Raw genomic sequence first — 19,782 nt, forward strand, 5'->3', positions numbered from 1 at the left:
TCCGACATGAAGTTCATCAACGCCGCCACCTGCACCTGGCATCACGCCGTCGGCGAAGACGGCCCCAAGCCCGATCCCGATCCGGCGCCCAACCGCCTGCTGACGCTGGAGCAATGGCACGCCGTCAAGGATCACTGGCCGCAAGACCTCAAGGTCGCCATCGAGTTCCCCAACGATGTCGACATCCGCGAGCTGGCGCCCGACCTGCACCGCATCGCCCTGGTCGTGCTGGAGTTCCCCAAGTGGACCGACGGCCGTGCCTACAGCCAGGCCCACCTGCTGCGCATCCGCCTGAAGTTCAAGGGCGCCATCCGCGCCCGTGGCGAGGTGCTGGTGGACATGATGCAGCTGCTGGCCCGCACCGGCTTTGATGAGGTCATCCTGCGCGGCGACCAGTCCCCCGCCTTCGCCCAGAAGGCCCTGGACTTGTTCGAACCGGTGGGCTTCTACCAAGGGGACGTGGCCGAGACGCGGCCGTGGTTCCTCAGGAGCGCAGCGTGAGCGATGAAGTCAGCGCCCTGCCCTGGGCCGCCGCGCCCGCGGTCGGCAATGCCGTCGGCCTGTACGCCAAGTGGACGCCGGCTCTGGACGCCAAGATCGAGGCTGCGCTGCAACGCCTGCGCGAGGCCAGCATCGAGCATGGCGACGGCCTGGTGCAGAGCAGCAGTCTCGGGGTGGAAGACATGGTCATCACCGACCTCATCGCCCGCACCGGCCTGCCCATCGCCATCTCGACGCTGGACACCGGCAAGTTGCATCCCGAGACGCTGGGCCTGCTGCCCAGGATCAAGGAGCGCTATGGCTTCGAGGTCGAGGTCTTCAAGCCCGTGGCCGACGCCGTCATCCAGTTCGTCCGCAAAGAGGGCGAGGAGGCGATGTACAAGAGCATCGAGCTGCGCAAGGCCTGCTGCGGCCTGCGCAAGATGGAGCCCCTGGGCCGCATGCTGAAGGGCCGTTCGGCCTGGATCACCGGCCTGCGCCGTGAGCAGAGCGGCGCCCGCGGCGACGTGGCCTTCGAGGAAGACGACGGCAATGGCCGTCGCAAGATCAGCCCCCTCGCCGACTGGACCTGGGCCGAGGTCTGGGCCTATGTAGAAAAATACGCGGTTCCGTACAACCCGCTGCATGACCAGTTCATGCCCTCGATCGGCTGCGCGCCCTGCACGCGCGCCATCGCGGTCGGTGAAGACTTCAGAGCCGGCCGCTGGTGGTGGGAAGACTCCACCAAGGAATGCGGCCTGCACGCCAAATCATGAATGCTGCTGTGAAACCCGAACAACTCATCGCCGACGTCGACCACGCCCATCTGGATGCGCTGGAAGAGGAAGCCATCTTCATCCTGCGCGAGGTCGCGGCCAGCTTCGAGCGCCCTGCCCTGCTGTTCTCCGGCGGCAAGGACAGCTGCGTCGTGCTGCGCCTGGCCGAGAAGGCCTTCAAGATGAAGAACGCGGCCCACCCGAGTGGCTACTCGGGCCAGCTGCCCTTCCCGCTGGTGCACATCGACACCGGCCACAACTTCCCCGAGGTCATCACCTTCCGTGACCAGCGCGTCGCCGACATGGGTGAGCGCCTCGTCGTCGGCCACCTCGAAGACTCCATGGCCAAGGGCACCATCCGCCTCGCCCACCCGCTGGAAAGCCGCAACGGCCACCAGACGGTGACGCTGCTGGAGACCATCGAGGAGCACAAGTTCGACGCCCTCATCGGCGGCGCCCGCCGCGACGAGGAGAAGGCGCGCGCCAAGGAGCGCATCTTCAGCCACCGCGATTCCTTCGGCCAATGGCAGCCCAAGGAGCAGCGCCCCGAGCTGTGGACGCTGTTCAACACCCGCATCCGCCCGGGCGAGCATTTCCGCTGCTTCCCCATCAGCAATTGGACCGAGCTGGACGTCTGGCTCTACATCGCCCGCGAGAACATCCCGCTGCCGCAGATGTACTACGCCCATGAGCGCCAGGTCATCCGCCGCAAGGGCCTGCTGGTGCCGCTGACCGAGGTGACGCCGCCGGAAGCAGGCGAAACCGTCGAGACCGCCACCGTGCGCTTCCGCACCGTGGGCGACATGACCTGCACCTGCCCGGTCGAGAGCCCCGCCGCCAATGCGAGCGAGGTCGTGGCCGAGACGCTGACCGTCACCGTCAGCGAGCGCGGCGCCACCCGCATGGACGACCGCACCAGTGAAGCTTCCATGGAGAAGCGCAAGAAGGAAGGGTATTTCTGATGAAGGCGCTGCGATTCCTCACGGCGGGCTCCGTGGACGACGGCAAGTCCACGCTGATCGGCCGCCTGCTGTTCGACGGCCAGGCCATCCTCGCCGACCAGCTCGACACGCTGGAGCGACGCGCTGCCGGCCGCCCCATCGACCTGAGCCTGCTGACCGACGGCCTCGAAGCCGAGCGAGAGCAAGGCATCACCATCGACGTGGCCTACCGCTACTTCGCCACCAAGACGCGCAAGTTCATCATTGCCGACGCCCCTGGCCATGAGCAGTACACGCGCAACATGGTCACGGCCGCCGCGGGCAGCGATGCCGCCGTCGTGCTGGTGGACATCACCAAGCTGGACCTGACCCAGGACGAAGTGGTGCTGCTGCCGCAGACGCGCCGCCACTCCCTGCTGGCCCAGCTGCTGCGCGTGCCCAGCATCGTCTTCGCCATCAACAAGATCGACGCGCTGGAAGATGCCGGCGCGGGCTTTGCCAAGGTCAAGGCGGCTCTGGACAAGTTCGCTGCCGCCGCCGGCCTCAACGTGGCCGCCACCGTGCCGGTGAGCGCCCTGCGCGGCGACAACGTCACCCAGCCGCTGGACGCGCCCTGGTGGAACGGCGAGAGCCTGCTGCAGGTGCTGGAGCGCCTGCCCACGCTGAGCGAGCGCGCCGACGCGCCGCTGAGCCTGCCCGTGCAATACGTGCAGAAGGACGCCTACCAATCCAAGGGCACCGGCGTGCAGCCGCGCGTGCTGTGGGGCCGCATCGCCCATGGCGCCGTGAAGGCCGGCGACACCATCGAGGTGCTGCCGTCGAAGCAAAGCGCCGTTGTCGTGGAAGTGCGGCTGGCCGGCGAGACCGTGCCCAGCGCCGAAGCCGGCGACTCGGCTGGCCTGGTGCTGGACCGCCAACTGGACGTCAGCCGCGGCGACTGGATCGTCACGCCCGGCTCGGCAGCGTCGACCAAGACCTTCCCGGCCACGCTGGCCTGGCTGGACACCGAAGCCGCCAAGCCCGGCCGCAAATACTGGGTGCGCCACGGCAACCGCTGGGTGCAGGCGCGCATCTCGGCCATCGACTCGGTGCTGGACATCAACACCCTGCAGCCGCAGGACGCCCACGAGCTGCCGGTCAACACGATTGGCCGCGTGCAGATGGAAGTGCAGCACGAGCTGCCCGTCGAGCCCTTCGTGGACAACCGCGTCGGCGGTGCGCTGATCGTCGTCGACCCCGCCAGCCACCGCACCAGCGGCGCCCTGCTGGTGGACGTGCAAGCCGCCGCGCCGGCGGAAGAGGCCTGGTGATGAGCGCCGCGCCGGGCCGCCCCAAGCAAGCTCGCTCCCGCTTGGCGGGACAGCACGAAGTGCGAAGGGTGCAGTCATGACTGGCCGTGTGATCTTCGTCAGCGCCGGCCCCGGCGCCGCCGACCTGATCACGCTGCGCGGCGCGCGGGCGCTGTCGCATGCCGACGTCGTTCTGGCCGATGCGCTGGCCGACCCGGCCCTGCGCGAGCTGGCGCCGCATGCCCGCTGGATCTCGGTCGGCAAGCGCGGCTTCGAGCATTCGGCCAAGCAGACCGAGATCAATGCGCTGCTCGTCAAGGCGGCGCAGGAACATGCCCTCGTCGTGCGCCTCAAGGGCGGTGACGCCAGCGTCTTCGGTCGCCTGGAGGAAGAGCTGATCGCGCTGGCCGAGGCCGGCATCGCCAGCGAAGTCGTCCCCGGCGTCACCGCGGCCCTGGCCGCTGCCGCACAGGCCCAACGTCCGCTGACCCGCCGTGGCCGTGGCCGCAGTGTGTCGCTGACCACGGCCATGACCGAGGCTGGCGAACTGCACGCCGCCCGCTCGGCCGACACCGAAGTCTTCTACATGGCCGGCCGACAGCTGGCCGCGCTGTCTCGCCAACTGCTGGCTGCCGGCTGGGCTGCCGACACGCCCACTTTGGTCGTCAGCCGCGCCGGTTGCGCCGATGCCATCACCAGCGAGCACGCGCTCGCAGATCTTCCCCGTGCCGCCCTGCTGCACCGCGGCCGTCCCACCGTCGTCACCGTGGGGACAGGCGCTTCGCCCGTCCGGGCTCAGGATCAAAACCCGGGCGCCACTAAAATCATCGTTTCGCCCGAAGAGGCGCCCCTTACCTTTCAGAGCTGCCCATGACCCACGTCGTCACCGAAGCCTGCATCCGCTGCAAATACACCGACTGCGTCGACGTCTGCCCGGTGGACTGCTTCCGCGAAGGCCCGAACTTCCTGACCATCGACCCCGATGAGTGCATCGATTGTGCCGTGTGCATCCCCGAATGCCCGGTCAACGCCATCATGCCGGAGGAAGATGTGCCGGGCGATCAGATCCACATGATCAAGATCAACGCCGACCTCGCCAAGGGCTGGCCCAGCATCACCAAGCGCAAGCCCGCGCTGCCGGACGCCGATGAGTGGAAAGACAAGACGGGCAAGCTGCCCGAACTGATCCGCTGAGCTTTCTTCTCTCCACATGCAGGCAGCCGTACAGATCAGGCCCGACGCCATCCACACCGACGCCGTCATCGTCGGTGCCGGGCCGGTCGGCCTCTTCCAGGTCTTCGAGCTCGGCCTGCTGGAGATCAAGGTCCACATCATCGACAGCCTGGCCTACCCCGGTGGCCAGTGCATCGAGCTCTATCCCGACAAGCCCATCTACGACATCCCGGCCGTGCCCGTATGCACCGGCAAGGAGCTGACCGACAACCTGCTCAAGCAGATCGAGCCCTTCGGCGCGACCTTCCACCTGGGCCAGGAAGTCACCGTCGTGCAGAAGCTCGATGAAGGCGGCTTCATCGTCGAGACCAGCAAGGACACGCAATTCGTCACCAAGACGGTCTTCATCGCCGGCGGTGTGGGCTCATTCCAGCCACGCACGCTGAAGGTTGAAGGCGTCGAGCCCTACGAGGGCACCCAGGTCCACTACCGTGTTAAGGCACCCAACCAGTTCGCCGGCAAGAACCTGCTCATCATCGGCGGCGGCGACTCGGCCCTGGACTGGGCGCTGAACTTCTGCGCCGGCCACAAGGACGGCAACCCGCACAAGGCCGAGAGCGTCATCCTCGTGCACCGCAGGGATGGGTTCAGGGCGGCTCCCGCGAGCGTGGCCAAGATGCACGAGCTCTGCGACGCCCACGAGATGCAGTTCATCGTCGGGCAGACCGTGGGCATCACCGAAGCCGACGGCCAGCTCACCGGGTTGAAGATCGCCGGCAACGACGGCATCACCCGCGTCGTGCCCTGCGACCAGGTGCTGGCCTTCTTCGGCCTCAGCCCCAAGCTCGGCCCCATTGCCGAATGGGGCCTGGCGCTGGAGCGCAAGCAGGTCGTCGTCGACACCGAGAAGTTCGAGACCAGCGTGCCGGGCATCTTCGCCGTCGGCGACGTCAACACCTATCCGGGCAAGAAGAAGCTCATCCTCTCCGGCTTCCACGAGACCGCGCTGGCGGCCTTCGGCGCGGCGCCGTATGTGTTCCCGGACAAGCGCGTGCATCTGCAGTACACGACAACCAGCCCGAAGCTGCACAAGGTGCTGGGCGTGGAGTCGCCGGTGTTCGACTGAGCGCCCGGACCTAGCGGCTCGCGGACAGCCCTTGCTGGCCGTAGCGGATGGAAATGATCCGGCCCTCGCGAATCCGCACCACCGCCATCAGATTTCCAGGCCCGCGGTCGTACAACCATTCTTCCGTCACCACGCACACGGTTTGATAAGAGGGATAGCCGTATTGCGCAGGCACCGGCTGAACCATCCGAGCGCAGTAGGAGTCCGAGACCGTCGGCTGCCCGCATGCACGGATCAGCCACACCTTGGCATCGCCTTCCTGGATGCTGGTGTCGTTGCATCGCAGGGGATCGGCGTGAACGGCGCTACCAGCGCCCAACAGTGCGGCCAGCACTGAGGCCTTGAGGCTCAAGCGCGGTTTGTGATTCACAGCCATGGCGTCCTCCTTTGGCGGCGGTAGCGCCCCGCCCGCACATTGGGAGCCAAACGCGGCAGAGCCGCACGCGTTGACAGGCCAAATCACGAGTGGGCGCTACACTTGCGGCCCGTCGACCGCTGTGGCCGTCGACGTTTCGCTAGGGGTGTTGATGGCCTGCTGCCATCGACTGAGACAGTCCCTTTGAACCTGACTGGAAGCGCAGCAATGCGCTTCAGAGTCCCCAATAGGGGATTCGAGGTAATCCTCGCGCAGGGAAGCAGCCGGAATCGCGGCCCCTCATTGCACGTCTCCAGGGGCCTGACGTCTTCAGTGTTTGCCGACCTGCCATCGCTTTGCATTCCGATGGCACGACTCCTTTCTCTTTCCTCCATCGCAGCCGCCACCGCGCTGCTTGCCTCCCACTTCGCCTCGGCCCAGACCCTGCCCCAGGTCAGCGTCAGCGGCAAGGCCACCGAAGCCGTGCCCAGCCTGTCCGGCTTCAGCGACCCGCCGGCCAGGCTGCCGATGCAGGCGCTGAGCCTGTCGGCCGAAAGGCTGGAGGAACTGGGCATCACCCAGCTCTCGGGCATCACCAAGCTCGACGCCTCCATCTCCGACGCCTACAACGCCGTCGGCTACTGGTCGCAGCTCAAGATCCGCGGCTTCGACCTGGACAACCGCTTCAACCTGCGCCGCGACGGCCTGCCCATCAGCGGCGAAACGGCGCTGTCGCTGGTCAACAAGTCGGGCATCGAGGTGCTGAAAGGCAGTTCGGGCATGCAGGCCGGCACCAGCTCGCCGGCCGGCATCGTCAACTTCGTCGTCAAGCGCCCGCTGGCCGAGGACGGCACGGCGCTGATGTTGGAAGCCATCCAGGGTGGCACCGTGCAGGCCAGCCTCGACCATTCGCAACGCTTCGGCGCCAACCGTGAGTTCGGCCTGCGGGTCAACCTCGCTGCCGCCCACCTGGCCCCTGAGCTGCGCAGCAGCAAGGGTCGCTCCCACACCCTGGCCGTCGCCACCGACTGGCGCCTCAGCGCCGACACCCTCGTCGAGGCCGAGGTCGAGTTCAACCGCCAGAGCCAGCCCAGCCAGCAGGGCTTCAGCCTGCTCGGCGACCGCCTGCCCGACCCCAAGAGCGTCGACCCCAACCTGAACCTGAACAACCAGCCCTGGAGCCAGCCCGTCGTCTTCGACAACACGCACGCCTCGCTGCGCGTGCAGCAGAAGCTCTCCGGCGAATGGCGCGCCCAGGCTGCCCTGGGCATCCAGCGCCTGCGCACCGATGACCGCCTGGCCTATGCCTATGGCTGCAGCGCCGCCAATGGCGACTACTACGCCGACCGCTTCTGCCCCGACGGCAACTACGACCTCTACGACTTCCGCAGCGAGAACGAGCACCGCGACACAACGTCGCTGGACGTCTTCGCCAGCGGCCCGGTGCAGCTCGCCGGCTTGCGCCATGACCTCACCATCGGTGGACTGACGAGCCAGTTCAAGAGCCGCTTCCAGCGCCAGGCCTACAACTACGCCGGCACGGGCAATATCGACGGCAGCGCCGTCACCACGGCCCAGCCCGACCTGACCGACGAGAACACCAACCGCGACGAGCGCAGCAACGAGCTCTATCTGCGCGACCGCGTGGACCTTGGCGCCGGCACGCAAGCCTGGCTGGGGCTGCGCCACACCCGCCTGCACCGCGAGAGCGTGCGCACGGACGGCTCGCGTGCCACCGACTATTCGCAAAGCGTCACGACGCCGTGGATCGCCCTCAGCCACGCCATAGCCAGCGACTGGTTGGTCTACGCGAGCTGGGGCCAGGGTGTTGAAAGCGAAGTCACGCCCAACCGCGCCCGCTACCTCAACGCCGGCCAGGCCCTGCCCGCGCTGAAAAGCCGCCAGACCGAGATCGGCCTGAAGACAGGCACCCAACGCGTCGAAGGCTCGCTGACCGCCTTCGACATCCGCCGCCCGCTGTGGCGCGACATCGGCAGCTGCGACGTCAACCTGAGCTGCGAGCACCGCGCCGACGGCTACGCCCGCCACCGCGGCATCGAGGCCAGTGCCGACCTGAAGTGGGGCGGTGGTGGCCTGTTCGCCAGCGCCATGAGGCTGCAGGCCCGCCGCGAGGGCAGCGTCGACGCCAGCCTCAATGGCAAGCAGCCGCCCAATGTGCCGCAGACGACGCTGAAGGCTCATGTGCGCCAGGACCTGCTGCCCGGCCTGCAGGCCCAGCTCGGCATCCGCCATGAGGGCAGCCGCTTCGCGACGCCCGACAACAGCATCGCCGTGCCCGCGTGGACGGTGGCGGATGCCGGCCTGCGCTATCTGCGGGGCGTGGGCAATCAGACCTGGATCTGGCGCGCCGGCGTGGACAACCTGACCAACCGCCGCGCCTGGCGCGAGTCGCCCTGGCAGTACGAACACAGCTACCTCTATCCCCTCGCGCCGCGGACTTTCCGCACGAGTCTCGAGGTCCGGCTCTGAGGCCCCTGAAAAAACTGCTATAGTCACGGGCTCTGTTCCTCGATAGCTCAGTCGGTAGAGCGCCGGACTGTTAATCCGTAGGTCCCTGGTTCGAGCCCAGGTCGGGGAGCCACAGAATCAAGTCGCAAGACTCAAGACGCACGCTGCAACCGCTTGGCGTGTCGACATACCAAACCATTCCTCGATAGCTCAGTCGGTAGAGCGCCGGACTGTTAATCCGTAGGTCCCTGGTTCGAGCCCAGGTCGGGGAGCCAAATCAAGCCTCATTCGCGCAAGCGGGTGGGGCTTTTTCTTGCCCAGCCGAGATTCGTCAATGAGCGCCCTGCCCGCCTGCCCCAAGTGCCAGTCTGCCTACTCCTACGAGGACGGCACGCAGTTCGTCTGCCCGGAGTGCGGCCATGAATGGGCCCCGGCCCAAGCTCCCGATGCCGCGGCCGAAGAGGCTCGTGTGATTCGCGACGCCGTGGGCAATGTTCTGCAGGACGGAGACACAGTGACCGTCATCAAGGATCTGAAGATCAAGGGCTCGTCGCTGGTGGTCAAGGTCGGCACCAAGGTCAAGAACATCCGCCTGACCGATGGCGACCACGATATCGACTGCAAGATCGACGGCATTGGCGCCATGGGCCTGAAGTCGGAGTTCGTGAAGAAGGCGTGATCAACCGTCTGCGTTGATCGACATCCGGACTAATGGATGCGCCATACACCTGTCGATCCGTAGGTCCCTGGTTCGAGCCCAGGTCGGGGAGCCATTTCAGAAGCCCTGCATGCCCAAGCGTGCGGGGCTTCTTTCTTTGCGGCTCGCAGCGGCGGCTACTCGTCGCTGTGGGCGGCCATCGAGCCCATCGCACCCAAGATTGGCTGCGTGCCGCAAACGCTGAACGAATGGGTCAAGCGCGCGGAGGTGGATGCCGGCGTGCGAGAGGGCATGACGGCCAGCGCGGCTCAGCGCGTGAAGGATCTCGAACGGGAAGTGCGTGAGCTGCGCAAGGCCAATGAGATTCTGAAGCTGGCCAGCGCGTTTTTTGCCCGGGCGGAGCGCTGACCTGCCCCCTAGAACCCGTACCAATCGGTCAGAGCCGTCGCGAACTTCCGGCCACGCTTTGAGGCGAGTCACAGCCTGTAAGGCTTCCTTCTTTCTGCTCACAAAGCAGCGAGGGCAGCTTACTCCGGCACGGCGCGCCACACGAGCACGGGCACGTCGGTATGAGCCAGAACCCGCTGAGTCTCGCTACCCAAGATGAGGCCTGTCAGACCGCGCCGACCGTGCGAGGCCATCACGATCAAATCGCATTGCCGCAGCTTCGCCGCACGGCATATGGCGTCATGAGGGTGATCGCTTCGCTCGACCAGCGTCTCGCAGGGCACCTTCGCTTCGCTCGCGGTGTCACGAATGAAAGCGAGGTACTTCTCTGCGTGGCTCTGGACATCCAGCGCAAACTGATCTTGCGATTCCGAGAGTTCAGCTGCGCGATAGCTGAGCAGATGGAATTCGGGCGCGGCGTAGATGCCCGTGACCCTTGCGCCGACCTGCTGCGCCAATTCGATGCCACGGAACACGGCGCGTTCGGAAAACTGCGACCCGTCCGTGGGAAGCAGGATGTGCTTGAACATGATGTGCCTCCATCCAAAGGCCGGGCCTCAAGACGAGCACACAAGCAAGTACTGCCTGCTCAGACAATCCGACCGGACCCGGTTCACGGGCGGGTCGCTGGGATTTCATACTACGCCGTAGGCACGGGCGATGGAAGGCCTCCTCGCCGCCGACACACGAGGCGCTGACGAGTCGGTCGAACGTCGTTTTCCGCAACTCGACCAGGACGTTGGCAAGTTTGGATGCCAGTTCCTCACAGGCGCCCATGTCGAAGTGCCTTGGCCGCCGAAGCTGCGACAGCTTGCTGCGCTGCAACCCTCGCCCGTTGCAGGCGAAGACGATGCTGTTGCCGCAATCTCGGTCGCCGACGACGCCGCCAGCCGATTTGCACTGAGGCGCGCCGTATTCCAAACCAATAGTTCCGAGCCAGAGGTCATTGAGCTAACCGGAAAGTCGGCCATGGTGTCAACGGCGAGCTGTAGCTTGGATCTCGACGCACCAAGGCTTCGCCAATCCTCCAAATGCATCTCACGCCTGCTGCACTTAGACGTGCGTATTTCGGCGAACGTGACCGGTCATTTCGGTCATCGTGACCGACGCCACGGAGCCGTGTCGGCGAGGTCGTTTCGGTCCACATGAGGAATGAGATCTATGCCATCGACGCCGTCGTCGGCTTCATGACCCAAGGCTACCTATGCCCATGTTCAGTGGTGCATCGACTTGACCCGCGAGCCGCTCGCCGGCGCACTGGACTCTTAACAGCCCCGCGCCCCTCCCCAAACCCGGTCAGATTGACTCGATCGCCTCCCTTTTTTGATTCGGCCTCCGCCATGGCGGCAAAGTACGCCGGAAGTATGAAGCCCGCCTTGGCTCGCGCTCTGGTCGAGGGTCAAATCATCATCGGGCGCCTCCATGCCTTAGGGATGGCAAGCGCCTCGCCGCTGCCGTCAAGTCCAGTCTTCGCCACCGCTGCTAACTGGACAGTCATGCGCCGAACTCTTCACGCCGCACTGATCAGTGCCATGTTGGCCTGCTGTCCACCGAGCTTGGCCGGCCTGCTGGGCAAGGACATGGTCTTCGAGTGCCTGGAATGCACGCCCTCGACGTCGGATCATTTCGTCGCGGTCGCCGGCCCGCGCGACTATCTGCTCAGCTTCGATGAATACGTCTGGAACGAAGTCGACGTGGAGGACTCGTCCATCACCATCCTGTGGCTGATGGGCGGCTATACGCGTTCGCCGCTGTTCTTCCGGCTGACCTGGTCGCCGCAGCAATACCGCCTGGCCCACGCCTCCATCGCGGCAGGCTCCTCCATCGAACCCGGCTATTCATGGGGCCCGGGCGAACTCGTCGTCGGCGTCGGCGGCTGGGATTTCGTGCAAGGCGACCATGTCACCTTCAACCTGGTGGCGAGCCCCGTGCCGGAGCCGGCAACCGGGCTGCTCGCCGCCCTCGGAACCATCCTGCTGTGGCGCCGCGCCCGTCGCGACAGCCCCCCACAACCACGTCCCACGAGGAGATGAGCATGCGCGAATTCGCCCCTCTTGCGCTGGCCGCAGCCCTGCTGTGCTGCAGCCCGCTGGCCCTCGCTGCGCCCTGCGACGGTTCAAGCGACCCGTGCACCATCGATCTCGGCCGTGCAAGCGCAAGCTTTGCCAGCGGCGCAGCCTCGTACTTCGCCGAAGCGGTGGTGGTGAATGGCTCCGACATGTCGCTCGGCGCCAACCCCCAACTGCTGTCGGCCACTCAGATCACCCACGGGGCCACCAGCGACAGTTTCGTCGTCAACCCGCAGCTCTATGCCTATGTCGGCGGCAGTGGCATCCAGGGGCTGCACGAGGCCAGCGCGACACTGCAGTTCACCGGTCTGTCCTTCACGGCAGACCCGGGTTATCAGATCACCAGCGTGCAGGCCATCGTCAAGGGGAGCTTCTCCCTCGTCGGCAATGCCTATGGCGGCATTGGTGTCCCGGGAGCCGTGCAATGGACGGTCGCGCCCAACTTCACGTCCACCTGGTCCGTCGATCCCGCATCGGCCGACGTGGTCCTGGGCTTCACCGCAGCGGCCAGTTATCTCGAAGGCGAGGAAGGCACGGCCGCGAGCTATGGCGCGGCCAGCGCCAGCATCGACAGCCTGGAGTTCGTCGTCAACGTGGCGCCGGTGCCCGAGCCGCATCCGGCCGCCCTGTTGGCCCTGGGCGGCGCCCTGCTGCTTTTGCTGAAGGGACGCCGCCGCGGCATCTAGCACTGCATCACAGCGACTTCAGGAACGCCAGCACCGCCTCCCTGTCCGCCTTGCTCATCGCCTCGAAGCGCTGCCTCGACTTCTCCCCTTCCCCGCCGTGCCACAGGATGGCCTCGGTCAGGTTGCGGGCGCGGCCGTCGTGCAGATAGCCGACCTTGGCCGCATTGCCCATGACCTTGTCGGTGTAGCCGATGCCCCAGAGCGGCGCGGTGCGCCACAGGCCGCCCTTGGCCTGGCCTTCGACGTAGTTGTCGGCCAGACCCGTGCCCATGTCGTGCAGCAGCAGGTCGCTGTAGGGCCTGATGGTCTGGTTGCGCAGTTCGGCCAGCAGGTGGCCCGGGCCGGTCTTCAGCGTCGCCGCGTGGCAGGCGGTGCAGCGGGCCTGCTCGAACAAGCGGCTGCCGGCCGTGACCTGCAGCGGGTCGACACGGTGCTCATCCAGCGGCGCCACACCCTTGGGGAAGCCGCTGGCCAGGCTGCGCTGCGCCGGCACGGCCAGCAGGGCCAAATAACGCGAAACCTGCTGCAGATCGGCCTCCGAGATGCCCGGCTCGGCCTTGCCTGCCGCGCAGGCGGTCGGGCCGTTGTTGCAGGAACGGCTCGGGTAGACCGGCGAGGTGACGGCCATGTCCTGCAGCAGGGCTGCGGCGGCCTGGTGACGCAGCGACACCTTGGACGCCTTCCAGCCGAAGCGGCCCAGGCGCACCGCGCCGGTCTCGGGGTCGAAGACGTAGTTGGGTACGCCCTTGACGCCATCCGCGTCCGGCGTAGCGCGTGCCAGGGCGAGGATGTCAGCCTCGGGAATGGCCTCCAGCAGGCCGGTGCCGATCATGGGCTGGGCCGCACGCAGCGAGAACACCGCGGGCACGGGGCCGTCGAAGGCGAGCTGCGGCTTGCGCAACTCCACCGCCGTGCCATCGGCGAGCTTGACGGTCTTGGTCTCGAAGCCGGCCACGCGCACACCATTGCCCCAGTCCTGCGGCACACCGGTAGCGGATTGCGCATTCATCTGGATGGAGGTGCCATAGCGCGAATGCGGCAGTTGCTGGCCATTGGCGTCCAGCATGGCGGCGCGCACCGACATCATGTCCAGCCGCTGGTTGACGGCCAGGGGCGCGGGGCTGCGGCCATTGTTGGTGTGGCAGGCGATGCAGGCCGACTGGTTGAAGCGCGTGCCCTGCAGGCCGACGGCCGCCTGATAGCGGTCGTTGCCGGGCTCGTTGTGGTCGCCGGTCGTGAAGTTGGTGTGCACCAGGCGGCGGCCCTCGACGAAGCGCTGCACGTTCTGCATGCCGGCATGGTTGTGCGGCTGCTGGAACATGAAGAGGCCGTTGTCGGAGTAGTTGTACGACACCGAGCCGTCGCCACCCGACAGCGTCGCCACCGGCAGCGGCGCGTTCATCAGCCGAGGCTGCACGCCATAGGACGGCCGCAGGCCCACGCCGACCACATAGGTCCACTCGCCGGCGTAGTAGCGGATGCCGCCGTTGTCGCCGATCGCCTGCATGGCCTGGGTCGTCGAGAAGAAGGACGGCGAGACCTCGATGACGTCGCCGACCACCAGCGGCCGCGCCGGCACGTTCCTGCCGTTGGGGAGGCCGTCGGCACCGATATCCCCATGGCCGGGATACTCCTTGACCGTCAGGCTGCAGCCGTTGTTCAGCACATTGGCGTTCAGCAGCCTGCCGTTGGGCGGGTAGGCCACCGGCGGGCAGAGGGCGATGTTGGGGTCGGCCAGCTGGCCGGGGTTCATCCAGCCGTAGCCGGTGACGCCAACGCGGTCGAAGGCGCGGAACCAGGCCACGCCGCCGGGCAGCTGCGGCTGAGTGAAGTACTGGTTGACGCGCAGCGTCGGCTTGGTGACGCCGGCCACGCGGCTGTTGTCGACGACTTCAAAGCCCCAGGTGCGGTTCTTGAAGTACTGAGGCACGAAGGTCAGGAAGTTGCCCGGGCCCTTGTCGACCGGGTTGCCCAGCGCATCGACCGTCTCGTTGGGGCCATAGCCGATCTCGTTCCAGTCCTCGCCGCGCTCACGGCCATGGCGGGCCAGGCCGCGCACGCCAAAGCGCGTGACCAGCGTGCCGTCGGGCAGCGTGAACTGCAGCGACTCCAGCGGTTCGGCACTGCTCGGCAGCGGCACCAGGCCCGTGCCGCTGGCCGGGAATTTGAAGGCCGAGGTGGCGACGTCGGCGATGGTGTTGTCACTGCCCGGCGACTTGAACTCGACCTCGAACAGCGAATAGCCGTAGGTCGTTGCCCGCGCGACGCCCTGCAGGCGGATGAAGCGCGCATTGGCGTTGAGGTTGAAGAACTCCTCGGTGCCGCCGCGGCCGTTGCCGACATTGCGCAGTTCGGTCCAGGTCTGGCCGTCATCCGACACGCGCAGCGAGTAGGCCTTGCCGTAGGCGTTCTCCCAGACCAGCTTCATATAGCCAACCGCTGTCTTGGCGCCGAAGTCGAACTGGATCCAGGCGCCGTCTTCAAACGTGCTGGCCCAGCGTGTGCCGGGCTTGCCGTCGATGGCCTGCAGGGCGTTGTTGCCGGCGTTCTCCACGGCCGACGAGGTGGCGGTGACGGGCCTGACGGCCACGCCGGGTTGGCTCAGGTCAATGGGGCCGGGCGCCGGAGCGGGCGCGGGGCTGGGTGCCGGGGCCGGTGAAGGTGCCGGCGCGGGCGCCACACCCGAGAAGGCCTGGATCTCGAAGATGGAATAGCCATAGCCCGAAGAACGCTGGATGCCCTTCATGCGCAGATAGCGCCCCTGGCCATTCAGGCCGGTCCAGTCCTCGCTGCCGCCCTGGCTGTTGGGCACGGACTTGATCGTCGTCCAGTTGCTGCCGTCAGCGGACACCTGCAGCTCGTACTGGTTGGCATGGGCCCGCTCCCAGTCGATATGCACGCGGCTGATGCTCACCGTGCGGCCGTAGTCCAGCACCAGGAACTGGTCGTCGCTGAAGCCGCTGCTCCAACGCGAGTTGTCGTCATGGTCGATGGCCTTGGCCGGACCGAGATCGGCGCGCTCCGACGAACTCGCCGTCACGCTGACGGGCGTCAGCGCCGCCTCCGACTCGCCGGCGGCTGCGGCCATGGCGCGCGCCGTCGGGCCGGCCTCGCTGCTCTGTGCCGATGGCTGGGCCGGATCGCCAGAACCGCCCCCGCAGGCCGACACCAGCAGGCTGACCGCAAACGGCAGGCCGAGGCTTGAAAGATTGCGTAAACCGTGTGGCTTCATTTGTCCCTCTCGATCGTGTTTGAGATGACCCGCCTAAGATGACATCGTCGTCATCCGCGGCCGAGCGGCCCGTTGAATGACGCGCATGCTGCCCACCCCCTAGTCCGCAGTCGCGGGCCAATTCAGCTGTCACAGACCAAACCAATTCGAGACCCGCTTGCGCCGCGCTGCCGAACATTCGCTGGCCCTTGGCCCCCGCCCTGTCGGCGTCTCGCTGCAGCAATGGCTGCATGCCGCCCTTTGCGAAGCGATGCGGGACGGCCGCCTGCCAGCGGGCAGCCGGCTGCCCACCAGCCGCAGCCTGGCCCGGGACCACGGCGTCTCGCGATCCACCGTCACAGCCGTCTTTGAGCGACTTCTTGCTGACGGTTACATCTCAGCCCATGTGGGCCGCGGCAGCTTTGTCGCACCCCAGGTGCCGCCGGCGTCCGCTCCTGAAGCAGCTGCGCAAGCCCTGGCTCCTGCGCTGTCACGGCGCGGCCGCCAGATGAGCGAGGCCGGGGCCGGCGTCAGGAGCCGCAACGGCCCCCTGCCCCGCACCTTCGAGGCCGACCGCGTCGATACCGGTCTCTTTCCCTCAGCGCTCTGGACCCGGCTTGCCGCCAAGCGCCTGCGCTGGTCCGAGGGCCGCATCGCCCAGGGGGTCGAATGGCAAGGACTGGCACCGCTGCGCGAACTGCTGGCCCAGCAACTGGCCCTGTCTCGTGGCATCCGCTGCGAGGCCGACCAGGTCGTCATCGTGCCCGGCACCCGCCAGGCTCTGGACCTGCTGGCCCGGCTGCTGCTGAACCCCGGCGAGGACGCCTGGGTGGAAGACCCTGGCTCGCCTGCCGTGCAGGCCCTGCTGACGGCGGCCGGCGCGCGCGTCGTGCCCGTGCCGGTGGACGACCAGGGCCTGGACGTCGACGCGGCCCTCGGCGCTGCGCCGCGCGCCCGCCTGGCCTACACGACCTGCGCCGCGCAGATGCCGCTGGGCCACGCCATGTCGGCCTCGCGTCGCGCGGCCCTGCTGGCCTGGGCGCGCACCGCCTGCGCCTATGTCATCGACGAGGACCGCGACGCCGATTTCGTCTTCGACGGCAGCGGCGCCAGCGCCCTCAAGGCCGAGGACGACGGCGACTGCGTCATCCACCTCGGCAGCCTGGCCTTCAGCATGGCGCCCTGCCTGCGCCTGGCCTACCTCGTGCTGCCGCGCCGTCTCGTCGAGCCGGTCTGCAGGACACTGGCCCTGACCCAGTCCCAGCCCTCGCTGCTGGACCAGGCCGTGCTGCATGACTTCATCGCCGACGGCCACTGGGCCCGCCATCTGCGCGAGCTGCGCCTGGTCTACGGCGCCCGCGCCGACGCGCTGCGCCATGGCCTGGACAAGCATTTCGGCCGCTGGCTGCAGTTCACGCCTTCGCGCCGCGGCCTGAACCTGACCGCCTGGCTGCCCGCCTCCGCCCGGGACGCCGAACTGGCCAGGCGCGCCGCGGCGGCCGGCGTCGTCGTCACGCCGCTGACGGCCTATCGCCTGCAGCACCCCGCGCCGGCCGGCCTGCGCCTGGGCTTCGCGGCATTCACCGAAGCCAGCATCCGCAGCGGCGTCCACAAGCTCGCGCAAGCCCTCCCCTAGTTCTCGTTTGAACCTGCCGGCCTCAGGCCGGCACCCACGCCGAACTCCAACTCAAGGAGAAGGCGTGCTCTCCATCCTGGTCGGCCATAGTTTCTTCCTGCGCTTCGACGCCAAGCAGTTCGACCGCGCCAAGCCCTATCCCCCGCTCGCGACCCTGCAGGTCGCCGAACTGCTGCGCCGCCAGGGCCATGAGGTCGCCCTCTTCGACGCCATGCTGGCCGCCGGCACCCAGGACTTCGATCGCCAGCTCGCCGCCGTACAGCCGCGCGTCGTGCTGCTCTACGAGGACAACTACAACTATCTGAGCAAGATGTGCCTGGCCAAGATGCGCGAGGCCGCCTGCACCATGGTGGGGAGCGCCCGCCGCGCCGGCGCCCGCGTCATCGTGGCCGGCTCCGACGCCAGCGATGCGCCCGACATCTATCTGCGCGCCGGCGCCGACGTCGCACTGCGCGGCGAAGGCCTGGACGTGCTGCCCGCGCTATTGCGCCGACTGGAAGCTCAACCCGATCTGCCTGGCAACGGGCTCCTCACCGCCCTGGAACAACCCGTCACCTTGCAACGCCACGAAGCCGCCGAGCTGGAAGCGCCCGCCGCCTGGGACCTCGTCGACATCGAGCGCTACCGTTCGACCTGGACCGCCGCCCACGGCTATTTCAGCCTGAACATGGCAGCGTCCAAGGGCTGCTCCTTCCGCTGCAACTGGTGCGCCAAGCCCATCTGGGGCCAGCGCTACCAACAGCGCTCGGCCACCGCCGTCGCCACCGAGATGGCCGAGCTCAAGGCCCGCTTCGCGCCCGGGCATGTCTGGTTCGCCGACGACATCTTCGGCTTTCGCTCCGACTGGGTGCAGCGCTTCGCCGCCGAGTTGGACCGCCTGGGCGGCGGCATCCCCTTCTCCATCCAGACCCGTGCCGACCTGATGACCGAAGCCATGGCCCGCGCGCTGGCCGACGCGGGCTGCCGCGAGGCCTGGATCGGCGCCGAGAGCGGCAGCCAGCAGGTGCTGGACGCGATGAACAAGGGCACGACGGTGGCCGAGATCCACCAGGCCAGAGAGCGCCTGCAAGCCGTGGGCGTGCGCGTCGGCTTCTTCATCCAGCTCGGCTATCTTGGCGAGGGCCTGGACGAACTGCTGCAGACCCGCCGGCTCATCGAGGAGGCACGGCCCGACGACATCGGCGTCAGCGTTTCCTACCCACTGCCGGGCACGCGCTTTCACGAACAGGTCAAGGCGCAGCTCGGCGCCAAGACCCATTGGGACGACAGCGCCGACCTGGCCATGATGTTCCGCGGCAGCTTCGGCAGCGAGGTCTATCGCGCCGTCCGCGACCTGCTGCATGCCCAGGTCGACCTCGGCCGCCTGGACGCACCGAGCCGCCGCCGCGCGGGTGACGAAATCCAGCGGCGCTGGGCCCGGTTGATCGCCGAGCTCAGCCCCGCCGCCGCCGTCACGCCATGAGCAGCCGCTTCAAGGCCAGAGCCCCGACGCGCGGATGGCTGCCACGCCGCAGCTCCCAGCCATGAAGCCGCGCGCAGCCTCCGGCAAAGGTCGCCCACCCCGGCTGGCCGGCGGCATAAGGCTGGCTCAGGTGCAGGCGCTCGGCGAGTTCGGCAGCGCTCAGTGGCTTCAGCAATGCCTCGTCGGCCGCGGCCTCGGGCGCGGCGAACACCAGGTGCTTCAGCTGCAGCGGTTGCGCAGCCAGCGGCGCCCAGCCGTCGCGCAGATCCAGCTCATGCTTCTCGACGCCGCTGCGCCGACGGATCACCGGCGAGGCCTCGATGCGCGTGCGCAGCGCAGCATCGTCCACCCACTGCCCCACATCGAAGCGCAGGTGCAGGAAGTTGGCGATGCCACTCACCTTCAGGGTTTGCGGATCGACGAAGCTGGCGTCCTCGGTCAGGAAGTCCAGGCCCTGGGCCAGGGCCTGCAAAGCCAGCGTCGACTTGCCCGCGCCGCTGGCGCCGACCAACAGCGCGCCCACCCCGTTCAGCCCGACGCAACCCGCATGCAAGGCCAGCAGGCCGCGGGTGCGTGCGGCCAGCGTGAAGACGGCGAACTCGATCAGCTCATAGCGCAGGTGGTAGGGATGGGCCAGCAGCCCATGCGAAACCTGCACCAGTGCGCGGCCGGCCGCCATGTTGACCAAGGCCAGGTGCTGCGCATCCATGGCCACGCCGAGCAGGCCAGCGCCGCCCAGCATGCGCGGCTCGGGCGGCTCGCCCGTGAAGCCTGTCCCGCCTTCCGTCAGACGAAGCTCCACCTGCAGCGCCAAGCCGTCCGGTGCCGGCGCCGGCAGGCCGGCATAGGCCGAGTCCACCAAGGCCAGCAGCGCGGCGCTGTCGCTGCGGAACTCGATGTCGGCGCCAAGCAGGCGGTAGCGGCGGCTCAGCGCCAGCGGCGCGCGCTCGCCAAAGGGATCGGCAATCTGCCGGGAGTCGGGTTGCCAGGTCGTGGAGGTCATC

Annotated in this window: 18 protein-coding genes, 2 tRNA genes and 1 pseudogene; 17 read left to right on the forward strand and 4 right to left on the reverse strand. The window is 67.6% G+C overall.

All coding sequences use genetic code 11. The features are described from left to right. The first annotated feature begins 6 nt into the window (after positions 1-6). The 7 genes from J2X20_RS20905 to J2X20_RS20935 all read left to right on the forward strand — a co-directional run bounded on the left by J2X20_RS20905 (position 7) and on the right by J2X20_RS20935 (position 5,785). On the forward strand, positions 7-501 hold the full coding sequence (locus J2X20_RS20905; RefSeq protein ID WP_310268906.1) for a DUF934 domain-containing protein: 495 nt from the start codon (positions 7-9) through the stop codon (positions 499-501). Beyond that, positions 498-1,256, forward strand: coding sequence for a phosphoadenylyl-sulfate reductase (locus J2X20_RS20910; RefSeq protein WP_409034181.1), 759 nt, complete (start codon positions 498-500; stop codon positions 1,254-1,256). The genes J2X20_RS20905 and J2X20_RS20910 overlap by 4 nt, the downstream gene beginning before the upstream one ends. Next, on the forward strand, positions 1,253-2,218 hold the full coding sequence (gene cysD, locus J2X20_RS20915) for a sulfate adenylyltransferase subunit CysD (RefSeq protein ID WP_310268909.1): 966 nt from the start codon (positions 1,253-1,255) through the stop codon (positions 2,216-2,218). Before J2X20_RS20910 ends, cysD begins: the two co-directional genes overlap by 4 nt. Beyond that, complete coding sequence (locus J2X20_RS20920) at positions 2,218-3,507, forward strand: sulfate adenylyltransferase subunit 1 (protein ID WP_310268912.1); 1,290 nt, start codon at positions 2,218-2,220, stop codon at positions 3,505-3,507. Before cysD ends, J2X20_RS20920 begins: the two co-directional genes overlap by 1 nt. 76 nt (positions 3,508-3,583) lie before the next feature. Continuing rightward, positions 3,584-4,360 (forward strand): uroporphyrinogen-III C-methyltransferase, encoded by a 777-nt coding sequence (cobA, locus tag J2X20_RS20925; protein WP_310268915.1) that lies wholly within the window; start codon positions 3,584-3,586, stop codon positions 4,358-4,360. Further along, positions 4,357-4,680, forward strand: coding sequence for a ferredoxin FdxA (gene fdxA / locus J2X20_RS20930; protein WP_310268918.1), 324 nt, complete (start codon positions 4,357-4,359; stop codon positions 4,678-4,680). Before cobA ends, fdxA begins: the two co-directional genes overlap by 4 nt. A 16-nt stretch (positions 4,681-4,696) precedes the next feature. Continuing rightward, entirely contained in the window at positions 4,697-5,785 is a 1,089-nt protein-coding gene (locus tag J2X20_RS20935) for an NAD(P)/FAD-dependent oxidoreductase (protein ID WP_310268920.1), read from the forward strand. A 10-nt stretch (positions 5,786-5,795) separates the two neighbouring features. Here the strand turns inward: J2X20_RS20935 and J2X20_RS20940 are convergent, their stop codons facing one another. Continuing rightward, positions 5,796-6,161: a DUF2845 domain-containing protein gene (locus J2X20_RS20940; protein WP_310268922.1), complete on the reverse strand. Its 366-nt coding sequence runs from the start codon at positions 6,159-6,161 to the stop codon at positions 5,796-5,798. Positions 6,162-6,506: 345 nt separating this feature from the next. Here J2X20_RS20940 and J2X20_RS20945 point away from each other — a divergent pair, with 345 nt between their 5' ends. From J2X20_RS20945 to J2X20_RS20965, 5 genes and pseudogenes are all read left to right on the forward strand, one after another. Beyond that, positions 6,507-8,630: a TonB-dependent siderophore receptor gene (locus tag J2X20_RS20945; RefSeq protein ID WP_310268925.1), complete on the forward strand. Its 2,124-nt coding sequence runs from the start codon at positions 6,507-6,509 to the stop codon at positions 8,628-8,630. A gap of 36 nt (positions 8,631-8,666) precedes the next feature. Continuing rightward, positions 8,667-8,742: transfer RNA gene (locus J2X20_RS20950), tRNA-Asn, on the forward strand. A 66-nt stretch (positions 8,743-8,808) separates the two neighbouring features. Beyond that, positions 8,809-8,884: transfer RNA gene (locus J2X20_RS20955), tRNA-Asn, on the forward strand. A gap of 59 nt (positions 8,885-8,943) precedes the next feature. Beyond that, positions 8,944-9,288, forward strand: coding sequence for a zinc ribbon domain-containing protein YjdM (locus tag J2X20_RS20960; protein WP_310268929.1), 345 nt, complete (start codon positions 8,944-8,946; stop codon positions 9,286-9,288). Positions 9,289-9,438: 150 nt separating this feature from the next. Further along, positions 9,439-9,671, forward strand: a pseudogene (locus tag J2X20_RS20965) (transposase); the annotation flags it as partial. 123 nt (positions 9,672-9,794) lie between these two features. Here J2X20_RS20965 and J2X20_RS20970 read toward each other — a convergent pair. After that, positions 9,795-10,244: a universal stress protein gene (locus J2X20_RS20970; protein WP_310268932.1), complete on the reverse strand. Its 450-nt coding sequence runs from the start codon at positions 10,242-10,244 to the stop codon at positions 9,795-9,797. A 130-nt stretch (positions 10,245-10,374) separates the two neighbouring features. Here J2X20_RS20970 and J2X20_RS20975 point away from each other — a divergent pair, with 130 nt between their 5' ends. From J2X20_RS20975 to J2X20_RS20985, 3 genes are all read left to right on the forward strand, one after another. Continuing rightward, positions 10,375-10,863: a hypothetical protein gene (locus J2X20_RS20975; protein WP_310268935.1), complete on the forward strand. Its 489-nt coding sequence runs from the start codon at positions 10,375-10,377 to the stop codon at positions 10,861-10,863. 347 nt (positions 10,864-11,210) lie between these two features. Then, entirely contained in the window at positions 11,211-11,747 is a 537-nt protein-coding gene (locus J2X20_RS20980; RefSeq protein WP_310268938.1) for a PEP-CTERM sorting domain-containing protein, read from the forward strand. A 2-nt stretch (positions 11,748-11,749) separates the two neighbouring features. Further along, complete coding sequence (locus J2X20_RS20985; RefSeq protein WP_310268941.1) at positions 11,750-12,469, forward strand: hypothetical protein; 720 nt, start codon at positions 11,750-11,752, stop codon at positions 12,467-12,469. A gap of 7 nt (positions 12,470-12,476) precedes the next feature. On the opposite strand, the gene J2X20_RS20990 is transcribed toward J2X20_RS20985, so the two are convergent. Next, positions 12,477-15,701 carry a di-heme oxidoredictase family protein gene (locus J2X20_RS20990; protein ID WP_310268944.1) on the reverse strand — a complete coding sequence of 1,075 codons (3,225 nt, stop codon included), beginning with the start codon at positions 15,699-15,701 and terminating at the stop codon, positions 12,477-12,479. A 157-nt stretch (positions 15,702-15,858) separates the two neighbouring features. Between J2X20_RS20990 and pdxR the strand changes: the two genes are divergently transcribed. Both pdxR and J2X20_RS21000 read left to right on the forward strand, forming a co-directional pair. Further along, a complete protein-coding gene (pdxR, locus tag J2X20_RS20995; RefSeq protein WP_310268947.1) occupies positions 15,859-17,316 on the forward strand; it encodes a MocR-like pyridoxine biosynthesis transcription factor PdxR in 1,458 nt (485 codons plus the stop codon). A gap of 64 nt (positions 17,317-17,380) precedes the next feature. Continuing rightward, entirely contained in the window at positions 17,381-18,778 is a 1,398-nt protein-coding gene (locus J2X20_RS21000) for a B12-binding domain-containing radical SAM protein (protein ID WP_310268950.1), read from the forward strand. Here J2X20_RS21000 and J2X20_RS21005 read toward each other — a convergent pair. After that, the gene (locus J2X20_RS21005) at positions 18,768-19,781 is read right to left on the reverse strand and encodes a phosphoenolpyruvate carboxykinase (ATP) (RefSeq protein WP_310268952.1); all 1,014 of its coding nucleotides are present in this window, start codon (positions 19,779-19,781) and stop codon (positions 18,768-18,770) included. The two genes, J2X20_RS21000 and J2X20_RS21005, sit on opposite strands and share 11 nt — an antisense overlap. Between the last annotated feature and the right edge of the window lies 1 nt (position 19,782).

This window comes from Roseateles saccharophilus (genome assembly GCF_031458095.1).
In the GTDB taxonomy this organism is placed as follows: Bacteria; Pseudomonadota; Gammaproteobacteria; order Burkholderiales; family Burkholderiaceae_C; genus Pelomonas; species Pelomonas saccharophila_A.